General features: G+C 33.6%; 20 protein-coding genes and 2 pseudogenes. 15 read left to right on the top strand and 7 right to left on the bottom strand.

Features of this window, described 5'->3' with window-relative positions; all coding sequences use genetic code 11:
• Nucleotides 1–20: 20 nt before the first annotated feature.
• Entirely contained in the window at nucleotides 21–500 is a 480-nt protein-coding gene (locus tag AB1284_RS10800; RefSeq protein WP_429749481.1) for a PH domain-containing protein, read from the bottom strand.
• Nucleotides 501–600: 100 nt separating this feature from the next.
• On the bottom strand, nucleotides 601–786 hold the full coding sequence (locus tag AB1284_RS10795; protein ID WP_429749483.1) for a hypothetical protein: 186 nt from the start codon (nucleotides 784–786) through the stop codon (nucleotides 601–603).
• A gap of 444 nt (nucleotides 787–1,230) precedes the next feature.
• Here AB1284_RS10795 and AB1284_RS10790 point away from each other — a divergent pair, with 444 nt between their 5' ends.
• Complete coding sequence (locus AB1284_RS10790) at nucleotides 1,231–1,785, top strand: hypothetical protein (protein ID WP_429749485.1); 555 nt, start codon at nucleotides 1,231–1,233, stop codon at nucleotides 1,783–1,785.
• Nucleotides 1,786–1,944: 159 nt separating this feature from the next.
• On the opposite strand, the gene AB1284_RS10785 is transcribed toward AB1284_RS10790, so the two are convergent.
• Nucleotides 1,945–2,172: a helix-turn-helix domain-containing protein gene (locus AB1284_RS10785; RefSeq protein WP_429749487.1), complete on the bottom strand. Its 228-nt coding sequence runs from the start codon at nucleotides 2,170–2,172 to the stop codon at nucleotides 1,945–1,947.
• A gap of 169 nt (nucleotides 2,173–2,341) precedes the next feature.
• Here AB1284_RS10785 and AB1284_RS10780 point away from each other — a divergent pair, with 169 nt between their 5' ends.
• The 7 genes from AB1284_RS10780 (at nucleotide 2,342) to AB1284_RS10750 (ending at nucleotide 8,608) form a co-directional block, all read left to right on the top strand.
• Nucleotides 2,342–2,623 (top strand): hypothetical protein, encoded by a 282-nt coding sequence (locus AB1284_RS10780; RefSeq protein WP_429749489.1) that lies wholly within the window; start codon nucleotides 2,342–2,344, stop codon nucleotides 2,621–2,623.
• A gap of 104 nt (nucleotides 2,624–2,727) precedes the next feature.
• The gene (locus AB1284_RS10775; RefSeq protein ID WP_429749491.1) at nucleotides 2,728–3,579 is read left to right on the top strand and encodes a hypothetical protein; all 852 of its coding nucleotides are present in this window, start codon (nucleotides 2,728–2,730) and stop codon (nucleotides 3,577–3,579) included.
• Between the two features lie 519 nt (nucleotides 3,580–4,098).
• Complete coding sequence (locus AB1284_RS10770) at nucleotides 4,099–5,727, top strand: ABC-F family ATP-binding cassette domain-containing protein (protein WP_429749492.1); 1,629 nt, start codon at nucleotides 4,099–4,101, stop codon at nucleotides 5,725–5,727.
• Between the two features lie 134 nt (nucleotides 5,728–5,861).
• Nucleotides 5,862–6,347, top strand: a complete 486-nt coding sequence (locus AB1284_RS10765; RefSeq protein WP_429749494.1) for a YbaK/EbsC family protein — start codon at nucleotides 5,862–5,864, stop codon at nucleotides 6,345–6,347.
• Nucleotides 6,348–6,491: 144 nt separating this feature from the next.
• Complete coding sequence (locus AB1284_RS10760) at nucleotides 6,492–6,803, top strand: hypothetical protein (RefSeq protein WP_429749495.1); 312 nt, start codon at nucleotides 6,492–6,494, stop codon at nucleotides 6,801–6,803.
• On the top strand, nucleotides 6,796–7,677 hold the full coding sequence (locus AB1284_RS10755; RefSeq protein WP_429749497.1) for an NAD(P)/FAD-dependent oxidoreductase: 882 nt from the start codon (nucleotides 6,796–6,798) through the stop codon (nucleotides 7,675–7,677). The genes AB1284_RS10760 and AB1284_RS10755 overlap by 8 nt, the downstream gene beginning before the upstream one ends.
• A 37-nt stretch (nucleotides 7,678–7,714) precedes the next feature.
• A complete protein-coding gene (locus AB1284_RS10750; RefSeq protein WP_429749499.1) occupies nucleotides 7,715–8,608 on the top strand; it encodes an RNA polymerase sigma-70 factor in 894 nt (297 codons plus the stop codon).
• Between the two features lie 128 nt (nucleotides 8,609–8,736).
• On the opposite strand, the gene AB1284_RS10745 is transcribed toward AB1284_RS10750, so the two are convergent.
• Nucleotides 8,737–9,564 carry a peptidoglycan-N-acetylglucosamine deacetylase gene (locus tag AB1284_RS10745; protein ID WP_429749501.1) on the bottom strand — a complete coding sequence of 276 codons (828 nt, stop codon included), beginning with the start codon at nucleotides 9,562–9,564 and terminating at the stop codon, nucleotides 8,737–8,739.
• A 388-nt stretch (nucleotides 9,565–9,952) separates the two neighbouring features.
• Here AB1284_RS10745 and AB1284_RS10740 point away from each other — a divergent pair, with 388 nt between their 5' ends.
• The gene (locus AB1284_RS10740) at nucleotides 9,953–10,117 is read left to right on the top strand and encodes a hypothetical protein (RefSeq protein WP_429754452.1); all 165 of its coding nucleotides are present in this window, start codon (nucleotides 9,953–9,955) and stop codon (nucleotides 10,115–10,117) included.
• On the opposite strand, the pseudogene AB1284_RS10735 reads toward AB1284_RS10740, so the two are convergent.
• Nucleotides 10,102–10,260: pseudogene (locus AB1284_RS10735) on the bottom strand (IS3 family transposase); the annotation flags it as partial. The gene AB1284_RS10740 and the pseudogene AB1284_RS10735 overlap by 16 nt on opposite strands.
• Nucleotides 10,261–10,464: 204 nt before the next feature.
• Here AB1284_RS10735 and AB1284_RS10730 point away from each other — a divergent pair.
• The 3 genes and pseudogenes from AB1284_RS10730 to AB1284_RS10720 all read left to right on the top strand — a co-directional run.
• The gene (locus tag AB1284_RS10730; RefSeq protein WP_429754297.1) at nucleotides 10,465–11,511 is read left to right on the top strand and encodes a flavin-containing monooxygenase; all 1,047 of its coding nucleotides are present in this window, start codon (nucleotides 10,465–10,467) and stop codon (nucleotides 11,509–11,511) included.
• 289 nt (nucleotides 11,512–11,800) lie between these two features.
• Entirely contained in the window at nucleotides 11,801–13,093 is a 1,293-nt protein-coding gene (locus AB1284_RS10725) for a cell wall-binding repeat-containing protein (RefSeq protein WP_429749503.1), read from the top strand.
• 245 nt (nucleotides 13,094–13,338) lie between these two features.
• Nucleotides 13,339–13,478 (top strand): annotated as a pseudogene (locus tag AB1284_RS10720) (response regulator); the annotation flags it as partial.
• Nucleotides 13,479–13,537: 59 nt separating this feature from the next.
• Here the strand turns inward: AB1284_RS10720 and AB1284_RS10715 are convergent.
• Nucleotides 13,538–14,074 (bottom strand): NAD(P)H-dependent oxidoreductase, encoded by a 537-nt coding sequence (locus AB1284_RS10715; RefSeq protein WP_429749505.1) that lies wholly within the window; start codon nucleotides 14,072–14,074, stop codon nucleotides 13,538–13,540.
• A gap of 281 nt (nucleotides 14,075–14,355) precedes the next feature.
• Here AB1284_RS10715 and AB1284_RS10710 point away from each other — a divergent pair, with 281 nt between their 5' ends.
• The 3 genes from AB1284_RS10710 (at nucleotide 14,356) to AB1284_RS10700 (ending at nucleotide 17,541) form a co-directional block, all read left to right on the top strand.
• Nucleotides 14,356–14,610, top strand: coding sequence for a CcdC protein domain-containing protein (locus AB1284_RS10710; RefSeq protein ID WP_429749507.1), 255 nt, complete (start codon nucleotides 14,356–14,358; stop codon nucleotides 14,608–14,610).
• A gap of 14 nt (nucleotides 14,611–14,624) precedes the next feature.
• A complete protein-coding gene (locus AB1284_RS10705; RefSeq protein WP_429749508.1) occupies nucleotides 14,625–15,533 on the top strand; it encodes a DMT family transporter in 909 nt (302 codons plus the stop codon).
• Between the two features lie 592 nt (nucleotides 15,534–16,125).
• The gene (locus AB1284_RS10700; protein ID WP_429749509.1) at nucleotides 16,126–17,541 is read left to right on the top strand and encodes an amino acid permease; all 1,416 of its coding nucleotides are present in this window, start codon (nucleotides 16,126–16,128) and stop codon (nucleotides 17,539–17,541) included.
• A gap of 210 nt (nucleotides 17,542–17,751) precedes the next feature.
• Here AB1284_RS10700 and AB1284_RS10695 read toward each other — a convergent pair whose 3' ends face one another.
• Nucleotides 17,752–18,921: a serine hydrolase domain-containing protein gene (locus tag AB1284_RS10695; RefSeq protein WP_429749511.1), complete on the bottom strand. Its 1,170-nt coding sequence runs from the start codon at nucleotides 18,919–18,921 to the stop codon at nucleotides 17,752–17,754.
• Between the last annotated feature and the right edge of the window lie 569 nt (nucleotides 18,922–19,490).

Genomic DNA, 19,490 nt, shown 5'->3' with positions numbered 1-19,490 from the left:
GGAGGCGGCTTCTTTTTTACTTATTTTAATCTATCACGAATAGCTTTTACTACGGAATCAAGATTATAGTCTGGAATGTTACGGATTGTGCGTTTTTTGCCTCCGAAAAGTCCTTTCATTTCTAAATATATAATACCTGTATTCATTAAGGACACACCGAAAGGACCTTGTATAATATCGAAGTCTACGTTTTTAATATCTTTATATTTTACAAGTTCCGCATCAGCTCCGCCAAATAGACCGCCTTTCATCGTAACGAAATAAAGATTATGCTCTCCGACTACAATAAAGCCCGTTTTCGTCAACTTTGGGTGAGCGACTTCAAACGTGTAAATCTTTTCATTTTTCTTCATTACCTTATTCAAAGCGTTAAATGCAAACTCATAAAATTTACGTTCTGTTTTCGGAAACTCTTTCGAGATATCTCCCATTTCTACAAGTGTTACAGGGTATTCAATAACTCCATACTGTTCATTTAACTTCGTAAAATTTGATCCCATTTAAAGTCAACCACCTTATATATTCGTTTAAGTATGAATTAATTATAGAAAAAGTTGGTAATTTATTTTAGGAGAATTTGTATTTAAAAAGATAGGACGCTTAAGTAGGGGTATCAATTTTAGAGTGATTGATGGTATAAGCGAAAAAGAAACCGCCTACAAGAGCGGTTTCTTTTTGTCTTTTTATTTTAACACTTTGTGTCTCTTCATTTTTTTTAAGATGTATTTTGTATTCTGTATAGAGTAACGAATCATAACAATTATAAAAATGACCATCATAATACAATAAAATATTCTCCAAGCTGTACCGAATTTTGTATATTTTAAGCCACTATTAATAATCCAGTTGTCAAATAACATTCCACCAAAATAAATTGACATGAATAATGTACTTTTATCCTTTTTGTCACTTGAGAGGAAAAGAATAAAAAATAAAATAGCAAGACACAATGGTAAAATTGTATCAGTAAAAATCATCATGGAAAATCACCTTCTTTCTAAAGCTGCATATAGGTTAATTATATCAAAAATGAGGTAATTTTATCCATACTCAAAAAGTTAGATTAACAAGTAGCTTTTGAGGAGTTGATTTTTATGATTGAGACATACCCTTAATGTAAAATTTCACGTATAAATAATAATTTTATTTATTAACTGAATATTTTGATAAATAGATATAATTTATTGTACAATCCTATTGAATTTTTAGTATCTTTAGGAGGTGTAATATTTGATTAAAAAAAATTGGACAGTTAATGAGGAAAGGATTTTAAAAGGAAATTTTGTTGATACACCATGGGAAGAAATGTTGGATAAATTGCCACACAAAACTGACAAGCAAATACTAAGGAAAGCACATAAGTTAGGTTTAAAGAAAAAGAATGAGAAAATTAGAGTATATTACGATAAGGAAAAGTCTTCATGGATAGAAGAAGAACGATGTTTTGTTGGAGATTCAGTATTCACATTAAAAGTATCATATGAGCATCCAAGTGGGGAAGAACATACTTATGCTGAAGTACAAGAAGAGTTCTCTCAGGCTGTTAGTTATCAATTTTATGAACTTTTTGTAAAAGAAAAGTATATTCACTTATTACGTGCATTTGGTATAAATCATAATAAGGAATTATTTAATTTTTGTTGGGATTCCTTTGTTTGTTCATTAAATGGAGAAGAACTTCCAAAGATAGAAGACCATATAAACGAGATTACTGAATCAATTAAACTTCAAAAGAAACAAGAAGCAGAACAAATAATGAAAGAAATAAAAGGAAATGATAAATGAAGACCATCAACTATTCGATGGTCTTTTTTGTTAAACTGACTAAATAATAATTTTATTTATAAAGCAAAAATTTAAAATCATCAAATTATTGGTGATTTTTTTATTGTTTTTAATGATTGTAATGGTGTCTTTGATATTTCTACATAAAATAAGGATACATTATTCAGAGTCTTGCTGATGAATCTCTTCTAAAATTATAAGTTCGCCAATATCTACTATATGCAACTCAGCAGAAATTTTCTCTATAGCCTTTATAGGAAGCTGTTTGCTTTTATTATGATACAGATCGTGGATAGTAGCTGCCCTTATTCCGGTTGCTTCAGATAAATCCTTCTGTGTTAATCCTCGTTTTTCTAGTTGTTCTCTTAGTAATATTTTAATTTTCATCACTAAAAACCTCCTCTTTATCTAAATTATAAATTAAATTACGAAAATCGTAAAATTATACTTGAAAATTACGAAAATCGGAATTATACTAATAGTAAGATTCCGATTTTCGTAAATGAAATGATTAATAATTATCTAATATTATTTTATTTAAAAGGGAGAGATTCACATGACAAAGGTTATTGAAGATGTAAAAAGAGTATTCGTTTATGACACTATTGAAGAATGGGGTATTACAAAAAACGAGGAAGAAGCAAAGCAAATTGATTCTACATACAAATTAGCAACAGTGGAAGATTTACATACTCTTGTTGCATTTTGCGGTCACATTTTTAAAGATAAACTTTTAACAGCGGATGGTGTTGTTGAATGGCATGAAAAATGGGAATCTGATGAGTTATCTGGTATTGAGGAAGCGTATGATGAAAGCGAATATAAACTAGTTAATTAATAAACATTTTATTTATAAACATCAAGGGTACGTCTTTTAATAATCAACAAGAAGATGTACCTTTATTTAACTATGTCCAAATTTAAGGAAAGGAGGGGAAAAGGATGCAACCGGGAAACATTAATCAATATGCAGAGTTATCACAGTTTCGTGATTTGAAAAATTTCAATGACCATATTGAAATGTGGATGATTGATGTCAAAAAATTATTCACTAAGTCTGAACTAGTAGCATTGAAGAGATTGATCAGATATTGTAGCAAGTTTCCCGGTGTATCCAATGCAAAGATACAAACTATCGTTTCAGCCACTCATAAAGATGATGCTGGGATATCACGTAGTAGTTTCGAACGTATGCTCCGAAAAGCAAAGAATTTAGGTATGATTGTTGTTAATAACACCTTTTCTAAGGGGAAACAATGTCATAATGTTTATGTATTTCAACCATATCCAGCACAAAGAGAGAAGGGAGATTTTGATTCACAACAAGCTGACGTACTGAATGATGAGAAAATTGGCGGAGTAGAAACTAGTAATCTTTCTGAAACTAGCAACAAAAAATATATAAATAAACGTAATATAGACGATACTATAGCTAATCAATCTGAATGTGTAAAAGTAAATGAAGAACAACAAGAACTGACAGCAGAATTCACATCTGAGCGAGTACCAAGTGAATTTACTAAACTAGCAAGTTGTTTTTGGAACTCTGCTAGAACAATCGAGTCATTGTGGCAACGTGTGGAAATCTGTGCGTATAAGAATGCTTATGAGAATGAATATGACATAAAGCTTGATATAGGATTGCAGAGCCTTAAGCAAGCGATCAGAGGGATTAAGATGGGAAAAGTGAGAGACTTCAAGGGATACATGTATGGAATTATACGTAAGAAGTTTCAGGAGCGATACTTTGAGGAATTGTATACGTATGATGGTGGTAAGAGTGTTGCTATATAGATAAGACGAGGGTTCAAGATGAACCTGCGTTTAAAGGTGAGCTGCAAAATGAAACTCTGTTTTGATTAGCTTAGGTTCAGTGTGAACCCGGGTCAAAATTTGTAGGGTTGATTAAATTTCGTCCCCCTTTAGAAATGATAGTATTCGTGCTTAAGGATAATTACTTTGAACTTAGGGACAGTGTGTCCCTCACACTAAATTTGATGTAAGGTTTGTGTACATTATTTTTCCTGCTTTTGAGAATAACGAGAATGGGTGCAATAGTTATTCTGAAATAACGATAGTATAATCCGTAAATAGTAGGTTGTAAGCTATTAATATAAAAATAATGTTGAGTTACTAGTGTAAACATTTCACAAATAACTCAGTAAAATCAAGCGTTTAATATATCTATTGTCTTTCCTATATTTACTACTGTATAATGTGAGTACAGTTTAAAATACGTGAATCGTAATCTGTCTTTTTTTATTTAACGCGTGAGAAAACGCTGGATGCAGCGGTATTACTAGGAGGAACTACATGATTACAGTAAGTAACGTAAGTTTACGTTTTGCAGATCGTAAGCTTTTTGAAGATGTTAACATAAAATTTACACCAGGTAACTGTTACGGTTTAATTGGAGCAAACGGTGCTGGTAAATCTACATTCTTGAAAATTCTATCTGGTGAAATTGATCCATCAACAGGAGATGTTCATATTACACCAGGTGAGCGTTTAGCTGTTTTAAAACAGAATCACTTTGAATATGAAGAATTCCCTGTATTAGAAACAGTTATTATGGGGCATACACGTCTTTATGAAGTAATGCAAGAGAAGAATGCGATTTATATGAAGGAAGATTTCAGTGATGAAGACGGTATGCGCGCAGCTGAGTTAGAAGGCGAATTTGCTGAATTAAATGGTTGGGAAGCAGAATCAGAAGCTGCAATCCTTTTAAAAGGGCTAGGCATTGGTGAAGACCTTCATGCGAAAAAAATGTCTGAGTTAACAGGGGCAGAGAAAGTAAAAGTATTACTTGCACAAGCGTTATTTGGTCAGCCAGATATTCTATTACTAGATGAGCCTACCAACCATTTAGACTTAAAAGCAATTCAGTGGTTAGAAAACTTCTTAATGAACTTTGAAAACACAGTTATCGTTGTATCCCATGACCGTCACTTCTTAAATAAAGTATGTACGCATATGGCGGATCTTGACTTTGGCAAAATTCAACTTTATGTTGGTAACTACGACTTCTGGTATGAGTCTAGCCAATTAGCATTAAAGTTAACACAAGATGCTAATAAGAAAAAAGAAGAGAAAGTAAAAGAATTACAAAACTTTATTGCACGCTTTAGTTCGAACGCATCAAAAGCGAAGCAAGCAACTTCTCGTAAAAAATTATTAGAAAAAATCACATTAGATGATATTAAACCATCTTCTCGCCGTTATCCATTCGTTGGTTTTACACCAGAGCGTGAAGTAGGTAATGATTTATTAACAGTTGAAGGCATCTCAAAAACAATTGATGGTGAAAAAGTATTAGATAACGTGTATTTCACTTTAAATAAAGGTGATAAAGTTGCATTTATCGGTCGTAATGATATTGCGATGACAACACTATTCAAAATCCTGATGGGTGAAATGGAGCCGGATAGCGGTTCATTTAAATGGGGTGTAACAACATCTCAAGCATACTTCCCACGAGATAACTCTGAGTTCTTCAAAAATAGTGAGTATAACTTAGTGGAATGGTTACGTCAATTTTCACCACAAGACGAATCTGAAAGTTTCTTACGCGGCTTCTTAGGTCGTATGTTATTCTCTGGTGAAGAAGTAAAGAAAAACGTTTCTGTTTTATCTGGAGGAGAAAAAGTACGTTGTATGCTTTCTAAAATGATGTTAAGCGGTGCAAACGTATTAACATTTGATGATCCAACGAACCATTTAGACCTTGAGTCTATTACAGCATTAAACAACGGTTTAATGGCATTTAAAGGTACAATTCTATTTACATCTCATGATCATCAGTTCGTTGAAACGATTGCAAACCGAATTATTGAAGTAACGCCAAGCGGTGTTGTTGATAAACAAACGACATATGATGAGTATTTAGAAAATGAAGAGCTTCAAAAGCAAGTAGCAGCGATGTATAAAGAAGCAAAATAACTGCTAGCATCCCCTTATATGAAGGGGATGCTTTTTTATGTTTTATGGAATAGGTAAAATTGATGTTGCACAATAAGAGGAGTCTCTGCTTTTAAAAAAGAATAGATAGTAAATGTTTTAGAAAGTTGAAGGGAATGAAATATATGCAAGGTTTGAAAGAAAGTGCACAACGGGTACAAAATAAATTGTTAGAACTAGGATATACAAATCAAGTAATGGAATTACCAGACAGTGCAAGAACTGCTCAAGAGGCAGCAGAAGCAATTGGCTGCAAAGTTGCGCAAATTGGTAAATCGATTATTTTTAGGCTCAAAACAATCGATAAACCACTGTTAGTTGTTGCGAGTGGAATAAATCGAATTAATGAAAAGCAAATTACTAAACAGCTAGACGATACATTAGGAAAAGCTGATGCTGATTTTGTACGTAAACATACTGGATTTGTAATCGGAGGTGTTCCGCCATTAGGACATACAGAGCCTATTATGACATTCATTGATGAAGATCTTTTGCAGTATGATGTGATTTGGGTTGCTGCGGGACACCCGAAAGCGATATTTAGTTTAACACCTGATGAACTAGTACAAATGACAAAGGGGCAAGTAATTTGTATAAAGTAAATTATTAAAATGGAATGCATATTTTAAAAAAACTACCTGTTTCTATATTCATTGGAGGGACAGGTAGTTTTTTTCTTAATTTCCCTTTTCAATATGTCACAAGTCAGGAGGTCAAATCGTTTTAAGGATAAAGGGGGAATTAAAATGAAACAAATTGTTATTTTAGGTGGAGGCTTTGCTGGTATTAATTTGCTAAATGGATTAAAAAAAGAATTGGGTCATTCATTAGGAAAAGAAGTAAAAATTACTTTAGTAGATAAAAATTCTTTTCATTTTCGAAAAGTTTTGTTGTTTAAATCAGTTGTTGAAGATGCAGATTTAAAAGTTCCACTAAAAAGGTATTGTACAGATGGAATGGAATATATAAAAGGTGAAGCGATAGCATGTAATCACTCTGAGAAAGAGATTGCTATAAAAATAGAAAATGAACAAATAAGAACAATACAATATGAATGACTATCTAGTTTTAGCTCTTGGGAGTGTTATCCAAGAAATTCCTAGTACGCTAGGCGGGACAACATTAAGAAGCGTGAAGAGTGCTTTAGAAGTAAGAGAAAAATTGCTTTCTTTAATTCAATTAGCCAAAGCAGAAGAGAATAGAGAAGTGAGACGTGAACTGCTACGGATCGCTATTGTTGGCGGAGGGATTACAGGTATTGAGACTTCTGCAGAAATATGTGTTTGGTTTAAAGAAGAAGTTCAAAAAGCAGGGCTTAATCCAGGTGAGATAGAAGTCATTTTGTTTGATTCAAAAGAACATTTATTACAAGGGGTGCCAGTAAAGGTAAGTGAGAGATTAGCTTATGAACTCAAAAAAATCGGGATAAAATTTGTGTCTAAAACGAGAGTGAAACAATTTGAAAATGGTAAATTAATTTGTACAAATGGAACAACATATACAGCGGGAGAATGTGTTTGGACACCAGGTGTTAAAGTGAATCCTATTATCCTAACATTCCATCTTCCTTTGTCAAATGAGAATCAAATATTAGTTACTGATACGTACTGTGTAAAAGGACATTCACATATATATGCAGTCGGAGACTGCGCTAGAATTGTTGATAAGAAAACGAATCAAGTGGATGGAATGACATGTAAAGAATCGATTCCTCAAGCAATGAGATTAAGTAAAATCTTAAATAATGAGATATACGGAATATCTAATTTTGTTACACACAAAGCGTATCCGGTCAAATTATATTGTATCAGTCTCGGACCTAATAATGGCTTTGTTTGGGTCCAAAAATGGGGACTTGATTTTATTTTATCAGGAAAGATTGGTGCTCGTATTCGAGAACGAACATGGGATCAAGCGAGTTTACTTGTCTAATTATGCAGAATCGAATAGAAAGTGAGGCTTTCTTTCTATGGAAAACGCTGAACTAAGTCAATTGTATACCGAATATAAACCTCTTCTTTTCTCATTTGCTTATAAAATGATGGGGAGCATTGCTGATGCAGAAGATATTATTCAAGATGTGTTTATAAAGTTGAATGAACATGAAATGAAGCATACCTCAAATGTAAAAGCATTTTTGTGTAAATTGGTTACGAATCGCTGTTTAGATCTATTGAAATCTTCTAAGAAAAAAAGAGAATTATATGTTGGGACATGGCTGCCAGAACCGATTGTTGTGATAGAAACAGATCCATTGCAGGAAGTATTGATGAAAAGTGATATTTCATACGCTTTGCTTGTATTATTTGAACAATTAAATCCAATTGAAAGAGCGATTTTTATACTCCGTGAAATTTTGGAATATGACTATGGAACGATTGCTGAAATTGTACAAAAAAAGGAAGCGAATTGCCGTAAAATTTTAAGCAGGATAAAAAAAGTGCTTCCAGAGCTAGAAAAGCAGATTGCAGTTGAAAGTGTAAAAGTAGATCAAGAACAGGTCATCACACGTTTTGTAAACGCTATTCAGCAGGGAAATACAAATCAAGTTATGGAAGTTCTTCGGGAAGATGTAGCTTATTACGCAGATGGCGGCGGAAAAGTAACAGCTGCAATAAAACCTATTTATGGTGCAATGCGTGTAAAACAGCTTCTAATTTCTTTAGCAACTAAATTTCTTACCATTCAAGAAGATTACTCTATGATCCAAACAGAGGTAAATGGTTGTAGTGGAATTGTAATAAGAAATCATATGGGAATACAGGCAGTACTGAGCTTTGAATTTGAAGGGAATAAAATTAAATCTATTTATATTATTTTAGATCCTGATAAGTTAAGACATTTGCATATTGATACGTATTAAACGAGTGAAGAAAAGAATGGAAACTATTAATTGTAGTCTATTTGTTTTGCGTATTTCATATGTTGTAGTAAAATTGCAAAATAAAAGGATTGATTTCCAATATGTAAAAATCAATCCTTTTATGTATATTAAATTCGTTTATCATGCCAAAAGTTTAGTGGGAAATGTTCATTTTCATTATAACTGTCGAGCTCATAACCTTTTTCCTTTAATCCTTTAATAATAGCAGATACAGCAGAAACGGATTGCGGATGAATATCGTGTAAAAGAATGACTTCTGTGTTTGATTTTGCACCTTCAAGTACATGTTGTGTAACTTTAGCAGAAGCAGCATCTACTGGCATTTTATTATATTTCCAATCTAAAGAATCAATTGTCCAATCCCATACTCGCAAACCGTTTTCAACGACTTGATTTCTCTCAACTTCTGTAAGGCCTGGCATAGAACCGTATGGTGGGCGGGTTAATTTTGGAGCATAGCCAATAATGTTGGCTATTAATGATTGATCCTCTTTCATTTCATTTACATAGCCGCCTTGTTTGTACAATTTATTATAGTCATGAGACATGCTGTGCATCCCAACATAGTGTCCTTCTGATATTTCACGTTTTACTAAATCGTGATATGCTTTAACATTAGAACCAATCAGGAAAAAAGTGGCTTTCGCATCGTTTTGCTTTAGTATATCTAATAATTGAGCTGTAAACTTTCCTGGTCCATCATCAAAAGTAAGATAAGCTACTTTTCTAACTTGACCATTATAGTGGTCAGGTACTTGCTTTGGAGCTAGCGCAGTTTGTATTTCACTTACTAGCTGAACTGATTGTGAGGAATCTTCTGTACTAGCTTTTACAATGTGTTTCGGTCCTCCAGATACTTCGTATATGCACGAAATTCCTATGCACACAATAAAAGCTCTTTTAAATAAGGTTACAAGAGATGATTTGCTACGCATAAATGTCCTTCTTTCTATTTCTATAATTCCATTCCATCTCATTCTATTATATTAGTAGTTTTATGTATAGTATTGTAAAAAAATAAGTTTACAAATATGAAAGTGATTTATGGATTGAATGTGAGATTTTTTTAATTTTTATTTATTAATAAGGTAGTAAAATTGTTACTATTTAGAATCTATAAAAGGTTGGAGTGGAGGGGAATTATCAAGGTATTAAATGTAAAGGGTAAGAAATTCCCGTTTTTCAACGATTTATAAAAGGTCAAGACTTAAATAAATCTGAAATTGTTATGGGGGGTGTCCTTCAAAAACAAAAATGTAGAGAAGGAAATGAAAAAATACACTATTCTTTCTGTAAAAACATAGGAAAGGATGGTGTTTTTGTATGTCTATTTTTGTATCTGATGAATTACAACTGTTTGCTCAAGAAATTCAAAGGTTCTTATCCCCAAATATCTTACGAGATCTTGGTTTTGTACAACGAACTAGTAAGTACCAAGCAGAAGATTTAGTCGCCTTATTATTATTGTCTGAATGCCCCAATACATAACTAACAATGGAGCCATCGTAAAGATCTAAAATGGCGCTTAAATACGTGTTCCTTCCGTTCCCTAATTTGAACTTCGTGACATCTGTTACCCATTTTTCATTGGGATTGCTTGCAGTAAATTCACGATTGAGTCGATTTTCAGCGGCATATTGCGCAGATGAGGGAACATGAAAATTATCTTTTTATATAACTCTTAAGATGTTTGTTATAACGAAAGGTATTTTACAAATAATTGGATAAAAATCCTTTGACGTGTTAGAAGGAAATGTTATAATTAACGAAAATATATGAATATATGAGCAAATATTCATATGTTATTTTTAAAAATTGATAGTGAAGGTGAAGATATGTTAGATGTTATTGTGATTGGTGCTGGGCAAGCTGGGTTAAGTATGGGGTATTATTTACAACAAGAAGGATATGATTTTGTAATACTTGATGGAGAAAAACGAATTGGAGATTCATGGAGGAACAGGTATGATTCTTTGATTTTATTTACACCTAAATCATATAGCTCACTGCCAGGGATGAAATTAGAGGGAGATGAAAATGCATTTCCTACAAAAGATGAAATTGCAGACTATCTTGAAACATATGCTAACCATTTTTTGTTACCAGTACAGGTAGAAACAACTATACATAAAGTACAAAAAATAAAAAATACATTTGAAGTATCTACCGATAAGGGAGAATTTCATTCCAAGCATGTTATCATTGCATCTGGTGCTTTTCAGAAACCGTTCATTCCCCCGATTTCTCAAAGTCTGTCGCAAGAAATATTTCAAATTCATTCTTCTCAATATCAATCACCAGAGACGATTCCAGATGGTCCTGTCCTCGTGGTGGGGGGAGGGAATTCTGGTACACAAATTGCGACTGAACTTGCAGAAAGTCGCGATGTAACCATTTCTATTAGCCATCCACTTAAATTTTTACCACTTAAAATCATGGGAAAAAGCATTTTTCACTGGTTGGAAAGGGTGGGTTTTTTATATGCAGGAAATACTACGAAGCGCGGATCATGGTTTCAAAAACAAAGTGACCCTATTTTTGGCTTTGAATTGAAGCATCTGATTCGTGAAGGGAAAGTTGAAACTAAACCGCGGGTGATACAAACACAGGGAAGTGAAATAACTTTTAGCGATCATAGTAAAAGAAACGTAAAAAATATTATATGGTCAACAGGTTTTGTTCCTGACTACAAATGGATAGACATAGAAGGAATTTTAAATGAAAAAGGATTTCCTTTTCACAAAAGGGGGGTAAGTCCGATTCGAGGTTTATATTATATTGGATTACCTTGGCAGCACCAAAGAGGATCGGCGCTTATCTGTGGAGTAGGAAGGGATGCTGAGTTCTTATATTGGGTTATAAAAAATATGAAACATGATTAAGGTTGAACTTAGTCAAAGACAGTATCATTCACTGAGATATTGAAATGTTAGGATGCCGAAAAAATGAAAAAGATATTGAGGCTCTATGTTTCTAACAAAATCATATTTGCACCAGAACTATCTGCATAATATCTTCACATTTGTTTGCTAGTATTTAACTATAATTCCATATACACTGCATGTTATGAAGTAAGATAAAAATAAATATATAAATCAAAGAATTATAGTTTTGAAAAAAAGACATTAATTCAAATAAATCTACTGAAAGATGTTTAAGGAGGATGTACATATGAAAAAAGTATCTCACAGAGCTAAATTTAGTATGATAGGTTTAGTATTAACGTTATCATTTGGGTTAGCTGCATGTGGCAGCAACAATAATAATACTAAAACGAGAGACGATAGTATGAAGGGTATGGATCATAGCTCTATGAATGAGGGAGAGAAAGAAGACAATAAGAATACAAGTGGCATGAAACACTCTAAAGCTCCTATAAGCTTTAATGAAAACGCCACAAATGGACTTATGACGATGAACACGAAAAATGTGACACGTATAGATACGAGCGATCCTATCAAGATGGCTGTGACAGTATCACAAACCATTTGGCCTGCAACACATAAAGAAAATCAGCCTGGTGGTGTCATTTTAGTACCCACTGGTTCATGGCAAATTGATGTAGCAAGTGCAGATTTGATTCACCATCCAAATAATGGACCGATTCTTTTTATTAATAAAGACAGTATCCCAAACATGACTTTAAACGAAATTAAACGCTTAAATCCTATTGGAATCAAAGATGGTACGCAGGTCATGATAATGGGAGAGGTGAGTGACGCCGTTCTTGATTCCTTGAAAGGTTATAAGGTAAAACAAATCAAAGATACGGACATTCCAACGTTTGCGAAGGAAGTTGACAAGACTTACGCCGATACGGTAGGAGAATATCCGCAAAGCGTTATTATAGGCTCATCAGATGAGGATGCAAAATTATATACAATTCCCGCCATAAACTGGATTTCACATATGCCTGAGCCGTTACTTTATGTAACCAAAAGCGAAGTTCCGCAAGCTACAATCGATGCGTTAAAAGAACGAAAAGGTAAAGCAAACATCTACCTGTTGGGTCCTAAACCCATCATTTCGGAGGATGTAGAGAAAAAACTGGGCGAATACGGAAAAGTAACACGTATCAGTGGCAAAAATCCTGTCGAGAACTCAATTGCTTTTGCAAAATTTAAAGATAAGAAAACAAAATTCGGTTGGGGTATTTCAAATCCAGGGCACGGTATATCATTTGCTTCCACTTCAACGTATGATTTAGCAATTGCAGGTGCACCATTCTCACATATGGGTAAACATGCACCACTCATCCTTTTAGAAAATGGAGAACCAACCCAGCCTATTTACGATTTCTTAGGAAGTATCAAACCAATGTATAAAGAATCACCGACAGAAGGACCGTATAATCATGCATTCCTTCTCGGTACCGAGAAAGAAATTTCCTTCAAAACACAAGGTATTCTCGACGATCAATTAGAAATTATGTCGCAAAATGGTATGAATCACAGCGGTATGTAATGTATATCCCCAGTTATGTAAAACTGGGGATATATTATTTTTATAACATCTGCTAGAGGATTATTTATTTTTATCATATCCTATTCTACAATCACAATACAATATTCATAATATATAATTTTCATTACACTACTGATCGTTTACCAAGTTCCAAAATCGATTTCATTATGTGTTTGAAATGTAGCGTTAATAATAACCCAAACCGGAGAAACTAGACTGCTTTAGTAAAACAAAAAGAATTTCACTTAATCTTATTAGATATTATGATGCCTGAAATGGATGCTGGGAAACTTGCACGCGGATTCGTGAATTCAGTAACGTATCTATCAGTATGTTGACTGCTCGTGATGACATAGAAGATGTTGTACAAGAATTAAAAAAAGGTCCTATATTCAGGACCCTAAATGACAATTTTATCTTTAAGAAAAAAAGATGATTAAACTCTTACTTTTTAGAAAGATTTTGCATATGAAGTATGTAGTTTTTAGCACTTTCTTCTAACTTTTCATCTGTTAAGTTATGTTCCGCACCGTATACAGCAAAAGTCGGTAAGAATTTCATACCAGTATAAAGGCATGAAGCCTGATAAGGTTTTAATAATTCACTTAATGTATACTCATTTGCTTCACCTGCTTGATACTCTCTCTCTACTACACCAGCAGAAATCGCTAGACCAAACTCTTTTCCTTGGAGCTTATCCCCTTTAGAACCATATGCAAATCCGTATGTAAAAATATCATCAAACCATTTTTTTAACAACGGGGGAGAGCTGTACCAATAGAATGGAAATTGAAAAATATAACGATCATGTTCTAATAATAGATTTTGTTCATATTCAAGATCAAAGTTCCAATCTGGATAACGTTTATATATTTCATGTACAGTAAAATTTTCTGGATATTTTTTAATTTCCTCGAGCCAACGTTTATTCACTCGAGATTCTTCAATATTTGGATGTGCAATGATTACAAGTGTTTTCATAAATTCTCCCTCTTTTCAAAGAATAATAGATAACATCAATACCATTTTGATATTGTACAACATTTGGTAAAGTTGATATTATATGGTATATAGTAATCTTTTAACTGTACACTTTAAAGTAGGCACTTTAAAGTGCTATAGGAACTTTATGGTTCCTATAAAAACGAGAAGAAAGGGGCTTAGCACTTTGTTCATGACCTTTAGATTTAAAACTATTGTAGGGAGGGGAGATTTTACAAAAGAATACAATTTTCCTATTGAGGAAACTCTTGATGCTATAGGTGGTAAATGGAAATAAATGTTATTATGTATTATATTTGCTATTACCTAGTATTCCTATTAATTTGAATCCAAAGATTCATGCTGCTGGCTGGGAATGGATTTGTGCACTTATCTTTGGATTTCTTTTATCTATTCCACTTATTCGGACGACTAACTACGAACTCCGGTCCGATCAACATATCTTCGCTACAAAAAATAGAAGTTTCGTTCCTAAACTTTCGACGAATATATATAAACCGAATCTATACAAATAAAGAGGGGGGAAGAAATGTCTCGGAAATTATACCTTGCACTCATTATGTTAAGTCTTATTTGGGGAGGGTCTTTCTATTATTTCAAGGTGTTAGTTGCAGATTTTAACCCTTTAGTTGTAGCATTTTTACGTTCAACTTTTGGAGTTATAACCCTTATTGTACTTATACCGTTTTTCCGCAAATCTTTTAAAGGGACAATTCCATTTATACCTTTAATTTCTGTAGGAATACTAAATACTGTAATTCCATGGACACTTATTTGTTTTAGCGAACAAAAAATGACTAGTAATTTAGCTTCTGTTTTAAATGCAACCCAACCTTTATGGACAATGATTTTAGGAATTTTATTTTTTGGTATACGTTCTAATCGTAATCAACTTATAGGTTTATTTATTGGATTCATAGGTATTTTAATTCTCTCGGACTTACATCTGTCTAATGTTTTTTCAGTAAATTCTTTAAATTTTTTAGCTATGTTGACAGCAACATTTTGCTATGGTTTAGCTACCCATATAACAAAACGTTATCTTAAAAAAATATCCATGTTTCAAATTTCTTTAGGCACACTATTAGTCGGTAGTATATGTAGCGGTTTCATAGTTTTATTGTTAGAAGATCCAATTCAAATTTTAACTAAGATATCATGGCATCATATAGGCGCATTAATTGGAATAGGTGTATTTGGATCAGGTATAGCGTATTTACTTTACTTTTACTTAATTCAAAAAGGAAGCCCAGATTTTGCTTCAATATCTACATATTTAGTACCAGTATCAGCTATTTTCTGGGGATATATTCTTTTAAGTGAAGCTATAAGTTGGAAATTAATTATTGGATTAATTTTTATACTAATGGGAGTTTATATGACTAATCGAAAAATCAAATTAAATGTTCCTATTAAAAATCTACAAAAAGAATCCTAAATAATGTACTGCACCCCAATTGTTAGACACTTTCTAACAATTGGGGTGCTTTTTCTTATGGCTAAATTTACAATTGGAGAGAAATTAAAAGCCGTAAAACGTTATTTCAATAGAACTAATTGTTTACCTAGAGACTTCTACCATTTCAGCTAATGCTCTCTGTGATATTTTTTCTCCGGTCTTGCTACTTTCAAACGATTAGGAATCTTTTTTATCGTAAGAGATTCCTAAAAAAATAACACTTTACAAATATATTATCCTTAATTACAATAATCGGTATGATTCGACAAAAAATAATCAAAATCCGACTTGAATATTCAAAAAAATAAAACATTTCAACCTTCACTCATATTAGTTTTATAAATTAAAAAGGTTGGTAAAACAATGGAATTAGATAACTATAATTAATCAATGCTAATGGAATCGATTCATATAAAGAATTTGGAAAAAGCATTAATAAGTCTATCAAATACCATACACCTATACACTATAAAATTGATAACTTGGCTTTAGTTAAATTCTAAATAAACTTAAGGGGATGCAACAAGAACAAGAAGAATATACCGTATTTTTTAAAGGGGATGCAGGGGATATGAATAAGATATTAAAAAAGAAATCTGTTACACAATTGTTAGAGCATAATAAAAGCAAGGGCTTAACGAAAACACTAGGAGCATTTGATTTAATTATGTTAGGAATAGGCTCGATAATTGGGACGGGAGTTCTGGTGTTAACTGGATTAGTAGCAGCAAAAGATGCTGGTCCAGCAGTTATTTTTTCATTTATACTCGCAGCGATTGTTTGTGGATTTGTAGCATTATGTTACGCAGAAATTGCTTCTACACTCCCGACGTCAGGTAGTGTATATACGTACTCCTACGCAACAATCGGTGAGTTTGTGGCTCATTTAGTAGGTTGGACGTTACTCTCAATATATATCGTGGCAACAGCGGCTGTCGCTGGTGGATGGACAGGATATTTCCACAATTTAATAAGTGGATTTGGATTAGAGATACCCAAATCTCTGTTAACGATTCCATCACAAGGTGGTATTATGAATTTACCAGCGGTAATCATTACATTGCTATTAACATGGATGTTATCGCGTGGTACGAAGGAAAGTAAACGTATTAATAACATAATGGTGCTAATTAAAATTGGAATGGTTGTATTATTTATTATGGTTGGTATATTCTATGTAAAGCCAGAGAATTGGGTACCATTTGCACCATACGGTTTAAGTGGGGTTCTTGCTGGTGGAGCAGCCGTATTCTTTGCTTTTATGGGCTTTGATATATTAGCCACTTCGGCAGAAGAAGTAAAAAATCCACAACGTAATCTTCCGATTGGTATTATTGTATCGTTAATCATATGTACACTTATTTACGTTATAGTGTGTCTTGTTATGACAGGGATGGTTTCCTATAAAGAATTAAATGTACCTGAAGCTATGGCTTATGCAATGGAAGTTGTAGGACAAGGGAAAGTCGGTGGTGTAATTGCTGCCGGGGCTGTAATTGGCCTTATGGCTGTTATTTCCTCGAGTATGTACGCAGCAACTCGAGTATTCTTTGCAATGAGTCGTGATGGACTGTTACCAAAATCACTTGCGAAGATTAATAAGAAGACTGGAGCACCAACCTTTACAGTCGGATTGGCAGGAATAGGAAGTTCCGTGATAGCTGGGTTTATCAATTTAAAAGAACTGGTTAATTTAGTTAATATTGGTGGTTTGGTAACGTTTTCGCTAGTTAGTTTATCAGTTATTATTCTTCGTAAAACACATCCAAATTTAAAGCGTGGATTTGTAGTGCCATTTGTACCTGTTTTACCAATCATATCAATTATATGTTGTATATTCTTAATGCTAAATTTGCCATTAAGAACATGGGTATACTTCAGTATTTGGTTAGCCATTGGAACAATGATCTATTTTCTTTATTCGATAAAGCACAGCAATCTAAAAGAGGAAACAATGTCAAAAGTACATGATAAAATAGCGAGATAATAATCACTGGAAAAGTAGAATTAAATATAATAAAAAAGAACGTTTTTATATAAATTCGTTCTTTTTTATTAGCTTAATAGCGTTGGATTGCCGCTGGAATTCCAAAAACCCCAAAGTTTATTTTTAGAGTAAGTTGGGGGTTTTTGAACCAGAAAGATATATTTAAAATTATAAAAACTATGACAAAATTTATCCGGTTTTCCTTTTTGCCTACTTGCTAAATTCAGCAAGTAAAATATTTTTAAAAGGATCGGGACTGTTAGCTCTACCCGTACTGTTTAAATTGACGGCCAACGTATGCTTGCCACCAAGTGTACCTCCAGCAAAAGTAACAAAACCTGGAATGCCACCTGTGTGTCCCCATATCGAGGCACCGTTTGGAAGCTTAGTTTCATAGATTCCAAGACCATATCCATTAATTTCTGCTCGTCCTGTAGGAACTGTAGTAAGCATTTGTTTTAGTTGCTGTTCCTTTAGTAATTTGCCACCGAGTAAGGAAGAAAAGAATTTGTTTAAGTCATCAGCGGTAGAAATCATATCTCCAGCCGAGCTAGCTATACTTGGGTTATAATAAGTAACGTCTTTTAGCTCACTTGCTCCGTCTGGTTGGATATATCCATGGGCATGCTTAGTGCCTGGAATAATGCTTGAATTGCCAGGTAGAAATGTATTCGACAATTCAAGCGGTTCAATAATCCGATTTTCAATCTCTTCCGCATAGCTGTTTCCGGTTACTTTTTCAATAAGGATACCCAGTAATACGTATCCTGTGTTTGAATAAGACCAGTCCTTTCCAGGGGCGAAGTCTGGAGGCAGAGAAAGCCCAATCTTCACTATTTCTTCAGCGGTATATGTTTTTTTTGTATTCATCATATCAACGTCTTTTGACTTTAAGTAGTCAGCGATACCACTTGTATGGTTCAATATCTGCCGGATAGTAATCTGTTTACCATCATATCCGTTTCCTTGAATAACACCAGGCAACCATTTTTCGAGGGGGTCGTCTAGATTCAGGCGGTTCTCTCCAGCTAATTGAAGTACAACCGTTGCGGTGAACGTCTTCGTCACGCTACCAACACGAAAACGAAAATCTGTTTTCATTGGTTTCTTAGTGCTCAGATTCGCTACCCCAGCCGCATAACCCCATGTTTTTCCACCCTCAGAAGTTTTAGCAAGTATTCCCGGGAATCCAAATTGCAATGTATTCCGCATTGCTTGTTTGATGGAATTACGATCTCGTTGAGTGCTTGTGTGTAACGAACTAGATACATTTTGAGTCGGCTCTGCTTTTACAATTGAGGTTGACGATGTGTATAGCAGGGAACTTCCAGTGAGTAAAAGGGCCAGACTTGCAAATGTAATTTGATTACGTATTTTCATAAGGCATTCCTCTCCTCTATTCATATTGTATAGGTGATTGCTTACTGTTCTATATTAATCACACAGCTATCATCTCCATAAATGTTGTTTTACTAACGCCACTCTGTCCTAACAAGCGGTAAATCCCTCTTTTTTTCACATGTATGCTAACTCCAGAAATTACTTCTTTTTCTTGAAATACTCTTGTTAACTGGTTTGTTTTTCATATACGTTATATCTATTCCGCCTTTCACACCTCGTTATATTTTTATCATACACAATGAAACTTTCTTTTTTCTTACTCATTCCTTACAAATTACTTACGTTCAAAATAGCTTCTATAATAGGGTATAAGGAGGTTCTGTGCCGGAAAAATAGGATTTGTTCAACAGGAAAATAAATGAATTTATTTCCCTTCCTCTTTATTATTCTTTATGTAAGACCCTAGGTTGTCACTACACTTGAAGTGATAGCTTGTATCGAATCTTTATCACTATAAAAGCAGAAAACATACTAGGATAACATAACGAGTAACATGACACAAAACGTGTGTAATCATCGCATATTGCAATCCTAGCTTCCGATACAGC

The organism is Bacillus sp. S2(2024) (assembly GCF_050474045.1).
Taxonomy (GTDB): domain Bacteria; phylum Bacillota; class Bacilli; order Bacillales; family Bacillaceae_G; genus Bacillus_A; species Bacillus_A yunxiaonensis.
The sequence above is the reverse complement of the archived record's forward strand: the minus strand, read 5'-3'. Positions and strand labels throughout refer to the sequence as shown.